Below are 17,089 nucleotides of genomic sequence, written 5' to 3'. Positions count from 1 at the left end.
ATGGCCAGGCATTCGTCGTCGTTTGCAATGCGGTCACGTTCAATGCAGCCACGATCAATGCGGTGACGTTCAAAGCAAGGGTGATCAAGAAGGGTGCCGCTAGTCGCGTCACGAGGTTAATAACTTGTTTCAGCGAGCCCCAGACCGTACACTTAGTTGTAGTCACATTGACTCTAACTTATGAAATGAGTGGATTCTCCTGATACAAGCCCCGTTTGCGAGTGCCGCGAATGTCAGTGAACGTTTGGCTCAACCGCCTGCCCTGGCCATCTCCACCGTCATCTTTGCACTGCGGCCAAGCGCGGCTAGCGGTCGAGCTACGCTTTGGCTGCCGCTGGTACGGCGTATTCGCGAACCCTTTGAAGGGATGTGGGCGCTGCCAGGTGGCCCACTGACACAGGCGGAATCACTTCAGGATGCCGCTGGGCGGAACTTGGCGGAGACCACGGGATTGGAGCCAAGCTACCTCGAGCAGTTGTATGCCTTTGGCGGTCTGCACCGTTCTCCTGGTCAGCGGGTTGTTTCCATTGTGTATTGGGCCATGGTGCAACCAAATGAGGCTGAACTGACGCGAGAATCCGAGAACGTGCGGTGGTTCCGTGCGGACGGAATGGGCGAGCTGGCCTTCGATCACCAACAGATCGTGGAGTATGCGCTCTGGCGGCTGCGGAACAAGATGGCGTACGGCAGCATCGCCTATCATCTCCTGGGAGAAAAATTCACGCTGGCTCAGGTGCGCGAAGTGTACGAGGCAGTATTGGATCGCACAGTGGATCCGGCCAACTTCCGCCGCCAGCTCAAGCAAACCGACAACATCAAGGCCACCGACGAGTACCTCCAAGGTGGCAAGCACAGACCTCCAAGACTCTATAGATACACCGGGGACACCTCCGCGGGTTCTCCGGTGGCATAAAGTGCCAGTCTCGGCATCCCTGTCCTGCTGCACAAAACGCAAAATGGCCTTCCCGCTCTGTTGCTTTCCGAGCCTCAGAAATCGCTAGGTATCCACCTTCTCCATTGACCTTTTGACCCACTTACCCCTAGGAAGCACGCCATGTCATCAGTGAATAATACGATCTCGCTCATCGCACGCGGTGAGGGAATTCCCCTGGGGAAGCCCGGCCGGTCGCAGGAAAGCTGCGACGATGAACTCGCCAAAGGACCATGGGAATTCGATCTCGCCGAAGCCCTAGCCGGTGTCCCCGGTTACGGTCCCGGTGCTTCGAACGCTGACCTGGCGCCAGCTGATATCCCTCGCCAGGGAGTCCTTCCGCAGGAGTACAAGGATGCGCCCGACGAAGAACTCTTTGCACGCATTCTGGCGGCCAAGGAAGAACTGGGCGATCGGGTGGTGGTCTTGGGCCACTTTTATCAGCGCGATGAGGTGGTTCGATTCGCCGACTTTGTGGGCGACTCCTTCCAGCTGGCGAACGCCGCCAAAGCAAAGGCCAAGGCCGAGGCAATCGTTTTCTGTGGCGTCCATTTCATGGCGGAGACCGCAGATATGCTCTCCGGCGCCCACCAAAAAGTAATTCTTCCCAATTTGGCTGCCGGCTGTTCCATGGCGGATATGGCGGATCTGCCCTCCGTTGAGGCTTGCTGGGCTGAGCTGGAAGGCCTGTATGGAAGTTCCCCGGATGCGCAGGGGAGGGTTCCTGTCATTCCTGTCACTTATATGAATTCATCGGCTGCATTGAAAGCGTTCTGTGGCAAGCATGGCGGCATTGTCTGTACGTCTTCCAATGCGGCCACGGTCCTGGAATGGGCCTTCGAACGAGGTCAGCGGGTGCTGTTTTTCCCGGACCAGCATTTGGGCCGCAATACCGCTAAGGCCATGGGCATTTCGCTGGAGAACATGCCCTTATGGAATCCTCGGATGCCCTTGGGGGGAAACAGTCCAGAAACCATGGGCGATGCCAAGGTGGTCTTGTGGCAGGGCTTCTGCTCGGTCCATAAGCGGTTCACCCCCGCCCAGATCGAGCAGGCACGTCAGGATTTTCCCGGGGTACGAGTGATCGTCCACCCGGAATGCCCCATGGAGGTGGTGGATGCAGCAGATGAGGCCGGCTCTACGGACTACATCCTCAAAGCCGTCCAGGGTGCGCCAGACGGAAGTACGTTCGCAATCGGTACAGAGATCAACATGGTCAACAGGCTTGCTGCGCAGTATCCGCAGCACACCATCTTCTGCCTCGATCCGGTCATCTGCCCTTGTTCGACAATGTACCGAATTCATCCCGGTTACCTTGCTTGGGTTCTTGAAGGCTTACTACGCGGTGAAGTGCTCAATCAGATCACCGTCCCAGAGGAAATTGCCATTGATGCAAGGGTGGCCTTGGAACGGATGCTGGCAGCCAAACCTGGCGTGAATCAAGTACCGTTTGGACAATCTGGGAAGGCTCGCGAGGCATGACCCCACACAATTCCCATCTCATTGTGGTGGGCAGCGGAATCGCCGGGCTCTACAGCGCTTTGCTGGCTGCCGAGGCTGGGCTGCGGGTGACGCTAGTGACGAAGGGAGAACTCGTTTCAAGCAATACATTCTTCGCTCAGGGCGGTATCTGCGCAGTTCTGGAGCCTGAGAGTGCCAGCGCTGGCGACAGCGTCGAGGCTCATATTGCCGATACGCTCAAGGCTGGCGCGGGGCAATGCGACCCGGAGGCCGTGCGTATCCTGTGTACCGAAGCGCGCGAGGACATAAGTGCTCTTGAGCGTTTTGGTGTGTCCTTTGACAGGGATGTGACTACCGGCCAAAGGTCTCTGGGACTAGAAGGGGCCCACTCGGCCGCACGCATTCTCCATTCTGGTGGGGACGCCACGGGCGCTGGAATTGCGTTCGGGCTGATTCGGGCCGTCCGCGACGCCGGCGCGCTACGCACTATTCACATCCGGGAGTACGCATTTATGAGTGATCTCATGGTGGAGAACGGGCGGGTAGTGGGAGTTGCGCTGCGCACCGAAAATGGTCCGCAGAAAGTCATTGGTGATGCTGTTCTCTTGGCAACGGGTGGAGCGGGCCAGCTATTCGAATTCACTACCAATCCGTCGGTGGCTACGGCCGACGGCGTGGCGGTGGCATGGCGCGCCGGTGCGGAATTAGCGGATACCGAATTCTATCAATTCCATCCCACAGCGCTGGCGGTAGGAGATAATTTTCTTCTCTCGGAAGCAGTCCGCGGTGTTGGAGCGGTGCTCCGGGATCGGCACGGCGAGCGTTTCATGCCCCGCTACCATCCTGACGGCGATCTAGCATCTAGAGACATTGTCTCGCGCAGCATCGCAGCCCATCTGAACAGCATTGGTGCGGCTGCAGGAGAGAGCGTCTTCCTCGATGCAACGGGTGTCGAGTCGGTCCATGGTGCAGGGTACCTGGCCCGGCGGTTCCCTACGATTGACGCTCGGACGCGCGAACTGGGCTTTGATTGGCGACGTCAATGGCTTCCTGTCTCACCGGCGGCGCATTACTGGATGGGTGGAATCGCTACTGACAGCCATGCCCGGACTTCCTTACCCGGTTTGTACGCAGCGGGTGAAGTGGCGTGCACAGGCGTACATGGCGCCAACCGACTGGCTTCCAACTCCCTTCTAGAGGGGCTGGTGTTTGGCCGCCGTGCCGTGGCGGAGTTCCTTAGGGTCGCCGAGTCAACCCCACGCTCGCTGCCCGAATCTCGTGCTATAGGCCATAACGAAAGAAGCTGTCACTGCAGGCCCATCCAATCGTGTGACATCTTGCGTGTGAGCGCGGGTGCTCTACCGAGCAGCGCAGTAGCAGCTAAGACGGCCTTGCGCGATAGCGCGGCGCCACTATCATTGAAGGCCCTGCAGCGACTCATGGATTCCTGCGTCGGCTCTGTGCGTGATGCGGTTTCCTTGCAGAATGCCCTTGACGAAATTGAGACCTGGCACAACGCGAGCAGAGAACAACGGCTAACAGAGTCCAGTGCATCCAAGCAGGATACGGCTGAGCTGGAGAACCTGCTGGTCGCCGCGTGGCTGATGGTGCACGCGGCCTTGAGCCGGAAAAACTCCGTCGGAGCGCACTACCGCAGTGATTTCCCGCAAGCGCCAGCTCCTGGGCGGTCCTCTCCGGCGCACTCCATCTATAGCTGCGGGTATCCCGCCCACGTCACCACCAGCCTTCCCGTCCTTGAAAGCGAAACCGTATGAACGTCGTCGAACCTCTCCAGCCATTCCACAACACAGCCGTGGTGTTGCCAACCCTTCCTTGGGCGATTGTGGAAAATATCCTCAAAACGGCCTTTGTGGAGGACGCACCCTACGGGGACATCACCTCAGCGACCCTGCTACCGGTCACGGCCAGAGCCAAAGCATGGCTTGTGGCACGCGAACCAGGCATCTTCTCTGGTGGGGACGTATTCAAAGCGGCCATGAGAATGCAGGATCCAGACGCCGAAGTGATTCAGCTGCGAGAGGATGGGCAATCGTTCGCTGCCGGAACCCAGATCATGCAGGTCAGCGGCTTAGCGCGCGGCATTCTCACCGCTGAACGGATCGCCCTGAACCTCACCCAGCGCATGAGTGCCATCGCCACGCAAACCGCTGAATATGTTCGGCTCACTGAAGGTACTAAAGCGCGTGTCACAGACACCAGAAAAACTACACCCGGATTGCGCGCCCTAGAGCGGTATGCGGTGCGGTGCGGTGGTGGACACAACCACCGGTTCTCGCTTTCGGATGCCGTCCTGGCAAAAGACAACCACTTGGCAGTGCTGACGGGAGGAGACGCGGGCAAACTAACGCAGGCGCTCGCAGGCGTCCGTGCCCAGTTGCCGCACACCGTTCACTTCGAAGTGGAAGTGGATTCAATTGAGCAGATTGAGCCGGTGCTGGCTGCCGGAGTTGACACCATCATGCTTGATAACTTTACCAACGCCGAGCTAGTGGAGGGTGTGAAGTTGATCAGTGGCCGCGCACTGGTGGAGGCTAGCGGCAACGTGAACTTAGCTACGATCGCAGACATTGCGCGCACCGGCGTGGACATCATTTCGGTCGGCGCGCTTACTCACAGCGTCTGTGCCCTGGATTTGGGCCTAGACATTGTCATCGAATCCTAGTTCAATGATCTACCTTGATGCCGCAGCCACCACACCCGTTCGCCGCGAGGTCATCGAGGCGATGTTCCCGTTTTTGACCAACCAATTTGGTAATCCGTCGAGCCACCATGGGCTAGGCGAAGCTGCTGCCGAGGCGCTCGCAGGTGCGCGTAGGGAGGCTGCGGAGGTGCTGGGCTGCCAGCCGGAGGAACTAACGTTCACTTCAGGTGGCACGGAGGCGAACAATCTTGCGGTGAAAGGGATCGCCTTGGCACGCCGGGCATCGAACTCCCGCAGGAACCGCATCGTCATCAGTTCCATTGAACACCCCGCCGTCTTTGAATCGGTAGAGTATCTGGCTCGAGTCCACGGTTTCGTGGTGGAGGTGGTGCCGGTGGGTCCGGACGCCACCGTTGACCCAGCGGTGTTTGCCTCCGTGTTGGGGGCTGGCACTGACGTGGCCCTCGCGGCAGTTATGTACGCCAATAACGAGGTGGGAACAGTGCAGGATATTTCTGTCCTGGCACATATCGCTACCTCCGCGGCAGTTCCCTTTCACACCGATGCCGTCCAGGGCGCCGGTTGGCTGGATCTTGCCGTGTATGAGCTAGGTGTTGATTCGCTGGCCCTGTCCGGTCACAAGATCGGTGCACCTAAAGGGGTGGGGTTGCTGTATCTGCGAGGTGGGGTGCAATGCGAACCGCTCGTCCACGGTGGCGGGCAAGAGCGGGGGCTGCGCTCGGGTACTGAAAATGTGGCATTCGCCATTGCCCTGGCGACGGCGCTTGGTCTCGTGGACGCAGATAGGCAGGCACGCGTTCAACACGCCGAGACAGTTCGGGAGATGTTCATTGCCCAGGTTCTTGACCGGGTGCCAGGAGCGCTGCTGACCGGGCACCGTACTCGGAGACTGCCGTCGGTAGCCTCCTTTTGCTTCCCTGGCACCAGCGGTGAGTCTGTGCTGTTGGAGCTAGAACGCAACGACGTCATCTGTTCCTCAGGTTCTGCCTGTGCGGCGGGCTCAGATGAACCTTCTATGGTGCTGACGGCGATGGGGATTGAGCGTTCAGTGGCGCAGACGGCGTTGCGTTTTAGCTTCGGCGCGGACATCATGTCTGAAACGCTCGAGAAGGCCTGTGATGAACTTGCGGCGGCAGTCAGGCGGGTCCAGCGTCTGCGCAGTTAGAGAGAATGCACAGTTAGTGGGGATGCGCAGTTAGACCCACCGTTAGCAACGCTGTACCGCCTGGCGGATGTGAACGTTGCGTTCATTGGTGTCCTTGTTCTGGCGCTAGAGCGCTGAAGGCGGTCAGTGCTCCAAAATTGAGGAGGAATTCTTCCGGAGCCTGCGGAAGATCCAGTATCGGAGCAGCAAGAAACGGGTGACGGCAGAGGTTACGTTGCCGAAGATAATCACTATAAGTTCTGCAGCGATCGATGCATCCGGCCGTACTTCGTGGAGCACCCAAAGACTGCCGCTTGTCATAGCCAGAGCGAGCAGCATGATCCACAGACCACGACGCTGGTCACGCCACCAAAAGTGCATCCCCTGCACACCAAAGCTGATCCGTCGGTTTAGTTCTGTATTGAGTACCGAGCACAAGATTAGCGAAATTGCGTTGGCCCACTGTGTTCCAGTAGAAGGGCGAAGAGCTGCAAAAATAATCACGGACACCACCGTGCAAATGACGGCGACTACGCCAAATCCGCGCAACTGGGCGAATAAGACGGGATAGCGGTGCAAAAGCCTCGACAACGCGGTGGGCACAACCCTATGGGTTCCAGTGCCGGGCACTGGGACCAGAGCATTTGGTTCCGGGGAAGTTGTAGTTGCCATTAGTAACTAATACTGTCATCTTTACCAGCGGCTACCCAAAACGGCGAATGTGTGGAAGCTGTGAATTCTTCCGTCCAGATCATTTGTGTCCAGGACATTTGACGGAGGCGACGGCGTTGCGCAGTCCCCAGTGCTGCCAACGCCACCAGCGCTGCCAACGCCACCAGCGTGGCGGATGGTGAAGCTCAGAACTACTATGCACACGTTTTTATAGCTCGCTGCTGCCTCACATTCACGTGCCGTCGTTGCGTGAAAAGAACGCCCCCTCGCAAACTGCTAGCTGAGGTCCTATTCATCCAAATTGGCGCTGATGACTTCAAGTGCCAACGCTTTGGCCTGCGCGGCTTTTTCGCCCAGTTCCTCCGTCAGGGCAGCGATCAGGCCTTCCATCAGGATGGTCTGCGGAATACGCGTAGTGACGGTGACTTCGTCACGAAAGCTGAGTTCGCCCATGCCAACTACGAGAGAATGATGCGCCATCACGGCCAGCGGAGACCGGGTAAAGGCAGTGATCACGGCCAGGAGTGCACCGGCGTCGAGGGCGGCCTGGGCAACGCGCAGCGTTGAACTGTTAGCGCCGCTGCCGCTGATGATGAGCAGAACGTCGCCGGGTCCCAATAGGCGTGCGGCGATTTGTTGGCCAATGACGTCTAACGGGGCTTGTGCCGGCCGGCCGATGGCACTGAGTCGAGCAGCCATGTCCTGGGCTAGCGGTGCGGAGAGCCCATTACCCACGACCAACATGTGTCTCGCGATGGCTGCGGCCTTGACGGTCCCGACCACGGCGTCTTCGTCTAGGAGTGCCGTCATGGCTGTGACTGCGCGGCCAACCTGGGCGAAGGTGTCTGCCACCATGCCGGCGGGTCCGACGGCGGCTGGTTTGGTTAGCGGTTCAGCGTAGCCCGCGTCGCGGGCCAGTAAAACGCGCAGTTGTTGGTATCCGGAGTAACCCAAACTTTGGCACGTCCGCACAACCGTGGCGCGAGAGGCCCCAGAAAGCTCGGCAAGCTGCTGGGAAGAGAGTTCCACAATTTGTTCTGCGTGCTCCAAAAGCGCAGCGGCCACAGCTTGTTCGGCGGGCAGAAGCGACGGTTGCACGGAACGTATGTGGGCCAGTACTTGGCCCGGGGGGTGGGTGGTCACGGGTGGGTCCTGGTCCTTCTGGGATCCGTCGATTCAGGCTCGGCTGATGAGTCGGTGGTCGGCTGGCGGAGGGAGCTTTGGGCAGTGGTGTTCTTGGTTCTCTGTGCGTACGCCGGAGCGGCGATGCGTTGCGAAATCGAAGCGACGGTATCAGGATCCAGATCAAAAACCTGTTCGGGTGCCACCTCCGCTGGCAGCGGTATTCGTACCGGCAGGACGCGGACAGTGCTTTGATTTCCGCCGATGCCCGTGCCAGGAATTTTGCCGGGATCTCTGCTGGTACCTCCGCCAGGATCTGCGGAGATAGTGATAAGTGTTCCCCCACTTCCGGCCGTGGCACGTTCATGGCCAGGAGCGGCAAGGACGTCATTGGAATTGACTATCCCACCAGTAACGACGACTGGCACCAGGCCGCTTGCAGTTCGAAGAGAGTCAGTCATCGGATGGTGGTAATGTCCACTCAAAATGGCCACCACGTCGGTATTTTCCAGAGCCTTTGCAAGATCGTCGGGGTTCTGTAGTTCTATGCCGTGGTGTAGGCGCGTCACAGGTGGCACGGGAGGGTGGTGGACGATCACTATGCTTCCCTTGGGCGAGTTGGTTGCCAGCTGGGCGCGGAGCCAGTGAAGTTGCGAAGCATCCAGAAAGCCATGAGTGTGCCCAGGCACTGAGCTATCCAACGTCACCACGCGATACCCAGCCACCATGCTCGCGCCAGTGATGGGGCCTTCCTCGCTTGGCTGTCGTAGTCCGGGATGACCGTTCGCTAAAACTTCGCGAAAACCTGCCCGCTCATCATGGTTGCCCATAGCGTAGAGCGCCACGACGCCGTGCCGTGCCGCAAAGTCTCCCGTCAGCTTCAAGAGGGTCCGGTACGAAGCCGGGGACCCGTCGTCGGACGCATCACCTGAGAGCACCACAAGGTCTAGCGGGCCTGCGTTTTCAAACGCGTCCAACGTCAGCCGATACGCGGCCACGGTATCCACCACACCCTGATGCGCTGTGCCGTCGCCGGTGAGATGGGAATCGCTGAGGTGCAGAATACGCAAGGTCATCTAGCCGCCTTTGGGATTCGCCAGTAGCCATGGATGAGCCGGTTACGTACGGCTCCTGAGAGTTGATCGATGCCCATGGTGACCGCAATGACCACGATCAAGAGCATACCCACCGCGTCCCAATTGCGGAACTGGACGTTGTCCTGAAGCATCTTTCCGATACCTCCGGCGCCGATCAGCCCGAGGATCGCTGAGGCTCTGACGTTGATTTCGAAGCGATAGAGCCAGAAGGAGAATACGTCTGGCGCGGCGGATGGCCACACACCCCAGCGGATGAGCGCCAAAGTGCTACCACCGGTGGATCGGACGGCTTCCTTGGGGCCGGCGTCCACCCCTTCGAAGGCCTCGTACCCCCATTTGCCGAGAGTTCCCACGGAACCGACGGCGAGAGCCAGAGCACCTGTGAACGGTGTCAGACCCGTCACGGAGAGTATAAGAATGGCGATAACAACTTCCGGGACAGCCCGGATCACGGCGAAGATTAGGCGCAGAGGTGCGTTGACCACTCTTGGAGCGAGCCCACGGGAGGCAAGAAAGCTCAATGGCAGCGACACGACAATACCGAGCACGGTTCCAATCCATGCCATCTGGACTGAGAGGATCGTGGCGCTAAAGGCCTCGCCAAATTTGCTCCAGTCTGGCGGTACCAGCATGAGTCCGATGTATTTTAGGAGCTGAGTGGGGAAATCGCCCAGTGCGGACCACTTGATTTTCACTGACCAGAACGCTGCGACGATGACCAGGCTTACGAAGAGCCAGAGGGCGTTGCGCAGCATGGAGGTGGGCTTTTTTGGGCGCGCAGGGGCTAAACGTGGTTGGGTTTTCAACTCAGTCATCTCACACCAACTTCCGGCGTAGGGCTGAGGAAACGGACTCAAGGACCAGGACCAGCGCCAGGATGGAGAGGATGATCATGGACAGTTCGTGGTAGCGGAAGAAGCTGCGCACGTTATCGATCAAAATACCCAACCCGCCAGCGCCCACCAGACCGATCACGGTCGACGCGCGGATGTTCAGTTCAAAAGTGTAGAGGACCTGGGAGGCGAAGCTGGGTAATATCTGCGGCAGCATGGCGGCACGGTTGGCCTTGGGCCAGCTGGCACCGGCAGCCAAGGCGGCTTCCAACGCGCCCGGATCCTCGCCGTCGAGAGCTTCGGAAACTAGCTTGACGATGATTCCCACGTTGAACAGGATCAAGGCCATGACCCCTGACAATGCACCGACGCCTACCACTGCAACCAAAATCGCTGCGTACAAAATGTCAGGAACGGCGCGCACAATGTTCATGACCAAGCGGGTGGCGCGCAGCAGGCCCGGGCGCGGATTCGTCGCACGGGACGCCAAAAACGCCAGCGGCAGAGACAGCGCGGATCCCACCGCTGTGGCGATCACTGCCATTTGCAGTGTCTCTACAAGTGCCGGAATAACTTTCGGAAAAAAGCCGTAGTCCGGCTGGAGCAACTGGATGATGTTTCCGGAGGCGTTGGACCAGTTTTCCCAGATGGCGGCAATATTGATCTGCACACCAATACCAGCCCAGACGGTAATTGCTGCCAGTACGACGACGGCGGCGCCCACTTGAGCGCCATGGCGCGGTTTGACGGGCCGTCCAGGGTGAGCGGGGGAGACCTGTATCCCGGTTTTCCCTGCCGTTCCAGCACTCATAGCTCGGATCCCGCGCCCCGTTTTACTACTGCGTCCAGCTCTACTTCCGCGTTGAGGTCTACTTCCGTGTCCAGAACTGGCTTCGCGTCCAGAACATCCTCGGCGGTCAAGGAACGGCCGTAGATACTTTCAAATACGGACTCATCGGCGTCGGCGCCCGGGCCATCAAAGACAACCTCACCGCTGCGCAAACCGATAAGCCGGTCGCTATAGCGACGAGCCAAGTCTAAGAAGTGGAGATTGACCACCACCGTGATGCCCAGTTCGGCATTGATGCGCTGCAGATCCCGCATCACCACATGTGAAGTTGGTGGGTCCAACGAAGCGACTGGCTCATCGGCAAGGATGACTTTGGGTCGCTGGGCCAGGGTGCGGGCGATCGCGACACGCTGTTGCTGCCCGCCAGAAAGGCTTGACGCCTTTTCGTAGGCTTTTTGTACGATTTCTACCCGTTCCAGCGCACTCATGGCGAGTTCGACGTCGTCGTTCTTCCAGGCCCCCAGTAATGTCCGCCAGGCGGGTGAATGGTAAAGCCTGCCCATGAGGACGTTGTTGATGACAGTGGTGCGTCTGGCCAAGTTGAAGCTTTGAAAAACCATGCCAACGTTGGAGCGCAATTCGCGTAGATCACGGCCTCGCAACTGAGCCTCACCGCGGCCGGTCAGCTGGTGGTTACCCACGCTGATCCGGCCGCTGGTGATGGGCACAAGCCCATTTATAGTGCGCACCAAGGTGGATTTTCCGGCTCCTGAGAGCCCCACTATGCCGACCATCTCCCCGGCTGGGATGCTGAGGTTGATGCCCTTTAGGCCCGTGAAGCCGTTGGGGTATGTCACTGATACGTCGTCAAAGCGGATGTCCGCCCCGGTGCTGTCCACGATTGCTCTCATTTCTGTTGCTGGGCGGCTTAGATTAGCCCAGGCCGATGGAGCGGGCGGCGGCTTGAGTCTTCTTGAGGCTGGCAGGATCAGCAACTTGCATACCCGTGATCTGGTAGATCGCAGTCAATGACTTAATGCCTTCGGGTGTTTTGGAGTAGTCCAACATGGCGTCGGAGATCTTCTTCTGCCAGTCCGGGCTGAGCTTGCTGGAAATGGACATACCGTCGTTGGGGACCTCGTCCGTCAGGGCGAAGACCACGACTTTGCTGCCGACATCCGGAGTGTCTGACTTGACCACTTCACGGGCGTCCCAGTAGCTGAAGCCAACTTCGGCGTCGCCCTTGTAAACAGCCAGTACTGAGGCGTCATTTGCGGTGACTTTGATGGCGGAGACGTCGTCGACGCTGACACCGGCTTTCTTCATTGCTGCGACGGGGAAGATATAGCCTGCCGGTGATGCGGGTGAGAGCATGGAGACTGTGGCGCCCTTGATTTTAGCGACCGAATCCAGTCCGGCAGGACCATTGCCGGATGCCGTTCCATTGCAGTAGAGCATTCCGTTGGGGCCGGGAGCCGGCTTGTCGGTGCAGTACTTGTCAGGATTGTTGGTAAACATCTGCGCGGCATAGCTGGTCTTCTTCTTGCGAACCGTCTGGAGTGCCGGAACCGCGGCGTATTTGTCACAGGCCTGGCTCATTTGCAGGGACGGGAGCATGCCGATCTGTGCTTGGTTGGCGCCAATGGCCTCCACTGCGGCTTGGTAGTCAGCGGTAATGACGCCAGTAACGGGGATTCCGAGTCTAGACGTGAGAGCTGCTTCGAGCGGTTTGACGGTTTCCACGAGCTTCTTGGAATCGCCTGAAGGAACTAGCGCCAGAGTGAGCTTGGTGGGTGCGGCGGCGCCGGTGTCACCGGAACCGGTGCAGACGGCCGGTGCGTCAGCGCCACCGCTTGCTGAATCCGCGGACTCCTGGCTAACGCCGCAGGAGGAAAGCACCATCGACCCAGCAAGGGCCAGTGCGGCCAGGGCAGGGAGCTTAAATCGAGTGGAAATCACAGTTGTGCCTTTTCTGGGAGGGGTGCAGCATTATCGGGATGGTTGGTTGAACTCGGGTGGACGGTGGAAAACTTTTCCGGGTGGGATGCCCACGCTGTGATGCCGGGATACAGCAGTTCAAAATGCGTTGCACTTAGATTTGCCGCGCCGGTCCGGTGCTCAAAGCGGTCGATGAACGCTGTTGCACAGCCGGCCCGCAGTGCCGGTTCGATGTCGTTGAGCCAAACATCGCCAACACTCATCAACTCGTACGGAGCCCGGTGTGCAAGCAAGGTGGTGAGGAGCGGAGTGAAGTTCTCAGGTTTCCCTGCCTCGGGAACGACGGCGTCGACGACGTCGGCGAGCCCGAGCTTGGTGAGGCTCTCATGGACACCGATGACGGGCGCATTCGTGAGAAGAACCCGCAGGACTTTGCCAGAGAGCGACTCGAGAAAACTTGCAAGCCCAGGAGCCGTGGAGATTTCCACTTCTCCGCTTGCAAGCCGCCTTCGGCTTTCTGCATACGCCCAGTCCAGTTGTTCATGGCTCACGCGTGTGCCAGCCAAGGCCGCAACGGCTGCGTAGCCGTCCTTGTAGGCGGCCGCTTCAGGATCGTGGCTGAGAAATGCATCCACCGCGTCCTTTAGTTCTTGGCGTGCGGATTCGGGAAGGAATGTCGCTGCAGCGTCGGCGTAGGCCAGAACTGGGCCATCCCCTAAGCAAACCGTGCCGTCAAAGTCCAAAATGAGTAGGGGGAGCGGTTGTTTGGCAACCGTGTCCAGGAGAGAAAAAGTGTTCACTCTGAAAGCGTAAAGGCCCATGAACCGACTGTCCATAGAAATTCAGATTATGAAACATTTGTTCATGTCATGTTCACCTGACTGGGTTGCCGGGTCTTGCGTCTGTCCTTTTGTCCCGGGTGGTTGCTGTGGGAGTGAGCTAGGTGCACTCAGCTGCGTTGCATGTACGTGGCATAGACTCCGTCCATGCCTACAGGATCTGCAAAGTCATTGAATCGGGCCGCCGCCTTGGTGTTGGCAGCGGGAGTAACTGGAACTGCCGCCGTCATGGGAGTCAGAGCATTCAGCTCAGGTGCTGCAACTACAGCCCGTGAGTCCGCCGTCGAGCTGGCCGGGACATCCGGTGCTGGTCAGGCCGGGACATCCGGCGTTGAGCAGGGGCAGAAGCCTTGTGGGGCAGAATTTGCCCAGAGCGCCGCTGACCAGCTGAGTGAACTTATTCGTTTTCGGACGGTCTTCGCTGAGCAACGCGACGTGATTGAGTTAGAGGAATTTACGGGGTATATCGAGGCTCTGGAAAGGCTGTACCCGGGCGTCCATGCCACTTTGGGGCGTGAGCCTGTCAACGGTCACGCACTGTTATATAAGTGGTCTGGTACCGAGCCGGATGCTGCTTTGAAGGCCGTGGTGTTGATGGCGCATTACGACGTAGTTCCTGTAGATGAGCGCGATGATTGGACCCATCCGGGTTTCTCCGGGTATCAAGATGGCACGTACGTCTGGGGGCGGGGGGCGCTTGATGACAAGGGTGCCATGGTCGTTATTTTGGCGGCTGTGGAGTCTTTGTTGGCGCAGGGGTTTGCGCCGGCGTCGGATATTTACTTATCCTTCGGAAATAATGAAGAAAGCGCTGGGGACAGCGCGATGGTTGCGGCTGAAACTTTGCGTTCTCGCGTTGTGCGCCCGTGGTTTGTCCTGGATGAGGGTGGCGCTGTTGCCGTGAACGCGTTCCCGGGACTCACTGCGCCTGCGGCCGTGATAGGTGTGTCTGAGAAGGGCATTCTTGACCTTGAATTGCTTGCTCGGGGTGCTGGAGGCCACGCCTCGACGCCTCCGCGAATGGGTGCAACCGCCAGGCTGGCGCGGGCCATTATGGCACTCGAGCGGACGCCCTTTCCGTCATCCATGCCAGATCCGATTGTGGAAATGATGCGTCGGATTGGTAGCCACAGCAGTTTTGGAATGCGCCTCATTACAGCCAATATGTGGGCGTTCAAACCCTTGCTGACGCGGGCATTTGCTTGGGTGGGCGACGAAACTCGTGCGCTGACTCGGACCACAGTGGCTTTCACCATGCTCGAGGGCAGCAAAGCGTCCAATGTGCTTGCTTCCTCAGCACGTGCCAATGCCAATATCCGAATTGCGGTAGGAGAGACGGTGGATACTGTGGTGGAGCGGGTTCGTCGGATTATCGACGATCCCGATATTGAGCTGCTTGTCCGGGGCGGGCACAACCCTTCGCCGGTCTCTCCAACGGATAATGAACAGTTTGCGCTGTTGAGTAAATGTGTGGCCGCTGCGTATCCACAGGCCGTCGTCATGCCGTATGTGCAGACCGGCGCGACCGACTCTCGCAACTTCACGGACATCTGTCCCGCGGTCTACCGATTCTCTCCGCTGCTAATGGATGAATCAGACCGTGCCAGCTTGCACGCTGTCAACGAGAAAGTCAGAATCGCGTCTCTTGGCGCGGGTGTGGTGTTCTATCGCAAGCTCATTCAAAATGTCGGGTGATTGAATCGCACCAAGGTTGTTCAGCAGCCTTCGCCGGCGGGGTTGGTGTTGCAATCGTCCGCATAGTTGCGAGTGATTGCGCGCCAAACCGTTAAACCGAGAGGGCCCGAGGCGATGTGCCCTTGCTCAGGTATGGGGAGGGTGGGTCCGCCGTTGACGCTATATGAGCCGTTGAAATGAGTCGTCACCGCGATGGCATATTTGCCAGTGGCGATATAGACGTGGCTGGTGTTAGTTTGCTCGCCAACTCGGTCATCGGGAAGCGGGAACCCGGAACTGGAACTAGGCCCCCACGAGTTGCCGTCGCCATAGTCCCATGTGTAAGCAACTGGAGTAGCCGTGATGTGGACTTTTTGGCCCAGCAAAATGATATTGAATTCTTGTTCCGCCGCGTCGGCGTAAAAGTTGGTTTCGTTTCCGCGCAACGTGTGAGGTCCTGGCTGGGACCCCACGGTAGCTGCCTGAACCGGTGATTTTTGAAATTCGTGGCTGATTTGGGCCGCAATCTCAGCGAGGATATCGATGGGCTTTTCGCTGTAGATGCATGTAGCTCTAGAAATTAGGGTCCATTGGACTGGGCTGGGAGGCTTGAGGGACCTATACCAGTCAACTAGCTTTCCGCCCTCTGCCTCTGTGCACACCTGTTCGCCGACACCACAACTAATGGGCTTCCCTGGGGTGGTCTCGGCGCATGCCGCTTGGTATCTATATATGAATGGATTGTCTTCGGTTACCGCCGGTTGATGGCCCCAGTTGTGGTCTGCGGATTCCGCCCAGTCTTGGGAGACTACCCCATCGTTGTCCCAGTCCTCCAAACTGGCTTGAATAAACGCCCCTATGGAAATGGGGAGCAGAGTGCCGGAGAAGACCACCAGCGTGGATGTCATGAGTGCAATCAGGCTGGCCATTGTCAGTTCTTAGTTAGATGTTCAGCGGTTTGGGCTGTCCAATGGTTTTCTTGGTAAGTGGCGACAATGATGTCGGGACGTGCAATCTTCGCTGTGAGACTTTCTTCAAGGCTCCCTTTGGCTGTATAGGAACTAACTGCCTTTTGCTGAATTGTCACAATAGCTTGGTAAGTGCCGGCAGTTGCATCTTGAAAGTTACTGGTTGATGAATGGACGGTCATCTGGCCCCCGACCAGCCACCCGCCATTTGCATACGCGCTTGACACAGTTTTTTTGACCTTCTCGCAAGACATGCAAGCTGGGTCCGTAATTGCCATCATTGGTCCAGAGTCACCGGTTTCGTATGCATAAGTCAGGGTGGAGTACCAATATCGAGCAAATTCTTCGAGACCGGCTTTAGAGAACTCTTTGGCGGCGTCCGGAAGAACAGGGACTGGCACGTTTAGGGCTGGGCCGTTTGCAGTGGCTGGCTGGTACGCGGCAGACGGCGATGCGCTAGTTTGCGGTGTTTGTCCTGCCGCATGCGATGTATTGGTAGCCGAAGATGTTGGAATATTAGGTGGGCTGTCTGGGGAACCGCAACCTGAGATGACCAAAATGGTGATGAGCGCGGTAACCACCCCGGCGCGGGGCGATCGCCATCTGGCTGGCCGGGCCGGCTGGTTAGAGTGATTGATCCAGGTTTTAGTCTTCATTGACGCCCCCGAGTGCAGAATTAGCCAAGAGTCCTGTGGTACAAGAGCTCCCATTGCAGCTACACAACAAACTAACCCAAAACCGTAAGGCTTGCCAGAAGTTATCCACAATCAATCGGCAACTCATCATTCGGGGCGGAAAAGCTGGCCGCGTGCCCATGGTTACAAGAACATGCGCATCCGCTCTACTTTCCGTTGTACTAGGAGCGAAGCCTGGAAGCATGATTTGTTGCGCCTTGGTCTTCGTTTTTTGGGGTGGGTAAGTGGTTGTTTTGTGGTTG

At 58.3% G+C, this 17,089-nt stretch carries 16 protein-coding genes; 6 read left to right on the top strand and 10 right to left on the bottom strand.

The genetic code is table 11. The annotated features are described in order from the left end of the window. The first annotated feature begins 244 nt into the window (after window positions 1-244). The 5 genes from LOH53_RS11130 (at window position 245) to LOH53_RS11110 (ending at window position 6,240) form a co-directional block, all read left to right on the top strand. On the top strand, window positions 245-913 hold the full coding sequence (locus LOH53_RS11130) for an NUDIX hydrolase (protein ID WP_230067817.1): 669 nt from the start codon (window positions 245-247) through the stop codon (window positions 911-913). Between the two features lie 141 nt (window positions 914-1,054). Then, window positions 1,055-2,413, top strand: a complete 1,359-nt coding sequence (gene nadA / locus LOH53_RS11125) for a quinolinate synthase NadA (protein ID WP_230067816.1) — start codon at window positions 1,055-1,057, stop codon at window positions 2,411-2,413. Further along, entirely contained in the window at window positions 2,410-4,167 is a 1,758-nt protein-coding gene (locus LOH53_RS11120) for an L-aspartate oxidase (protein WP_230067815.1), read from the top strand. The genes nadA and LOH53_RS11120 overlap by 4 nt, the downstream gene beginning before the upstream one ends. Beyond that, window positions 4,164-5,075 carry a carboxylating nicotinate-nucleotide diphosphorylase gene (gene nadC, locus LOH53_RS11115; RefSeq protein ID WP_230067814.1) on the top strand — a complete coding sequence of 304 codons (912 nt, stop codon included), beginning with the start codon at window positions 4,164-4,166 and terminating at the stop codon, window positions 5,073-5,075. Before LOH53_RS11120 ends, nadC begins: the two co-directional genes overlap by 4 nt. A 4-nt stretch (window positions 5,076-5,079) precedes the next feature. Then, window positions 5,080-6,240, top strand: a complete 1,161-nt coding sequence (locus tag LOH53_RS11110) for a cysteine desulfurase family protein (RefSeq protein WP_230067813.1) — start codon at window positions 5,080-5,082, stop codon at window positions 6,238-6,240. 123 nt (window positions 6,241-6,363) lie between these two features. On the opposite strand, the gene LOH53_RS11105 is transcribed toward LOH53_RS11110, so the two are convergent. The 8 genes from LOH53_RS11105 to LOH53_RS11070 form a co-directional block, all read right to left on the bottom strand. Beyond that, window positions 6,364-6,891 carry a GtrA family protein gene (locus LOH53_RS11105; protein ID WP_230067812.1) on the bottom strand — a complete coding sequence of 176 codons (528 nt, stop codon included), beginning with the start codon at window positions 6,889-6,891 and terminating at the stop codon, window positions 6,364-6,366. A 288-nt stretch (window positions 6,892-7,179) separates the two neighbouring features. Continuing rightward, a complete protein-coding gene (locus tag LOH53_RS11100) occupies window positions 7,180-8,034 on the bottom strand; it encodes a MurR/RpiR family transcriptional regulator (RefSeq protein ID WP_230067811.1) in 855 nt (284 codons plus the stop codon). Further along, a complete protein-coding gene (locus LOH53_RS11095) occupies window positions 8,031-9,089 on the bottom strand; it encodes a metallophosphoesterase (RefSeq protein WP_230067810.1) in 1,059 nt (352 codons plus the stop codon). Before LOH53_RS11095 ends, LOH53_RS11100 begins: the two co-directional genes overlap by 4 nt. Continuing rightward, window positions 9,086-9,925, bottom strand: coding sequence for a phosphonate ABC transporter, permease protein PhnE (phnE, locus tag LOH53_RS11090; protein ID WP_376991338.1), 840 nt, complete (start codon window positions 9,923-9,925; stop codon window positions 9,086-9,088). The genes LOH53_RS11095 and phnE (LOH53_RS11090) overlap by 4 nt, the downstream gene beginning before the upstream one ends. A gap of 1 nt (window position 9,926) precedes the next feature. Then, window positions 9,927-10,754: a phosphonate ABC transporter, permease protein PhnE gene (gene phnE / locus LOH53_RS11085; protein ID WP_230067809.1), complete on the bottom strand. Its 828-nt coding sequence runs from the start codon at window positions 10,752-10,754 to the stop codon at window positions 9,927-9,929. Next, window positions 10,751-11,644 carry a phosphonate ABC transporter ATP-binding protein gene (gene phnC, locus LOH53_RS11080; RefSeq protein WP_230067808.1) on the bottom strand — a complete coding sequence of 298 codons (894 nt, stop codon included), beginning with the start codon at window positions 11,642-11,644 and terminating at the stop codon, window positions 10,751-10,753. The genes phnE (LOH53_RS11085) and phnC overlap by 4 nt, the downstream gene beginning before the upstream one ends. Window positions 11,645-11,666: 22 nt before the next feature. Then, window positions 11,667-12,692 carry a phosphate/phosphite/phosphonate ABC transporter substrate-binding protein gene (gene phnD, locus LOH53_RS11075; RefSeq protein ID WP_230067807.1) on the bottom strand — a complete coding sequence of 342 codons (1,026 nt, stop codon included), beginning with the start codon at window positions 12,690-12,692 and terminating at the stop codon, window positions 11,667-11,669. Next, on the bottom strand, window positions 12,689-13,471 hold the full coding sequence (locus tag LOH53_RS11070) for an HAD family hydrolase (RefSeq protein WP_230067806.1): 783 nt from the start codon (window positions 13,469-13,471) through the stop codon (window positions 12,689-12,691). Before LOH53_RS11070 ends, phnD begins: the two co-directional genes overlap by 4 nt. Window positions 13,472-13,657: 186 nt before the next feature. Between LOH53_RS11070 and LOH53_RS11065 the strand changes: the two genes are divergently transcribed. Continuing rightward, window positions 13,658-15,205 (top strand): M20/M25/M40 family metallo-hydrolase, encoded by a 1,548-nt coding sequence (locus LOH53_RS11065; protein ID WP_230067805.1) that lies wholly within the window; start codon window positions 13,658-13,660, stop codon window positions 15,203-15,205. Between the two features lie 20 nt (window positions 15,206-15,225). On the opposite strand, the gene LOH53_RS11060 is transcribed toward LOH53_RS11065, so the two are convergent. Together LOH53_RS11060 and LOH53_RS17015 are read right to left on the bottom strand one after the other, a co-directional pair. Then, window positions 15,226-16,113, bottom strand: a complete 888-nt coding sequence (locus LOH53_RS11060; RefSeq protein ID WP_230067804.1) for a PKD domain-containing protein — start codon at window positions 16,111-16,113, stop codon at window positions 15,226-15,228. 2 nt (window positions 16,114-16,115) lie between these two features. Next, a complete protein-coding gene (locus LOH53_RS17015) occupies window positions 16,116-16,808 on the bottom strand; it encodes a DUF6318 family protein (protein ID WP_407651452.1) in 693 nt (230 codons plus the stop codon). Between the last annotated feature and the right edge of the window lie 281 nt (window positions 16,809-17,089).

The sequence above is a fragment of the Arthrobacter cryoconiti genome, assembly GCF_020905375.1.
GTDB lineage: Bacteria > Actinomycetota > Actinomycetes > Actinomycetales > Micrococcaceae > Specibacter > Specibacter cryoconiti.
This window is presented reverse-complemented; position numbering and strand designations above follow the sequence as displayed.